We start from the raw sequence: 386 nt of genomic DNA on the forward strand, positions 1-386 counted from the left end.
GTGATCAGCGGGGACGGGCGAAAGACTTGCAAGCAGACGAGAAAACGAACCACCCGTCCTCCGTTGCATCACATGGTTATCGCACGGATTTGGGTTAAACGCCGATCGAGTCACCATGATGTATCAATCGACCGAGCACCGTCAGTTTAGCCTTCGGCCCCTTCGGTGACAGTTGTCCGTTCCCTAGCAGTATCAGTTTAACGAGGTCCCAATTTGAAAGCAACAAACGATGTTGTGGACCAAACGGACGAAAAGGGATCATCAACAGCGCACCTATAGCAGAACAACAATCGCCCGGAGTGTGATAACGTTTGGGTTAACCGCGTCGGCCCGATTAAGGCTGACCACAGAGTAAACGCTCGTGGCCGACTGCGGTTCAACCCATG

Source organism: Novipirellula herctigrandis (assembly GCA_007859835.1).
GTDB lineage: Bacteria > Planctomycetota > Planctomycetia > Pirellulales > Pirellulaceae > Novipirellula_A > Novipirellula_A herctigrandis.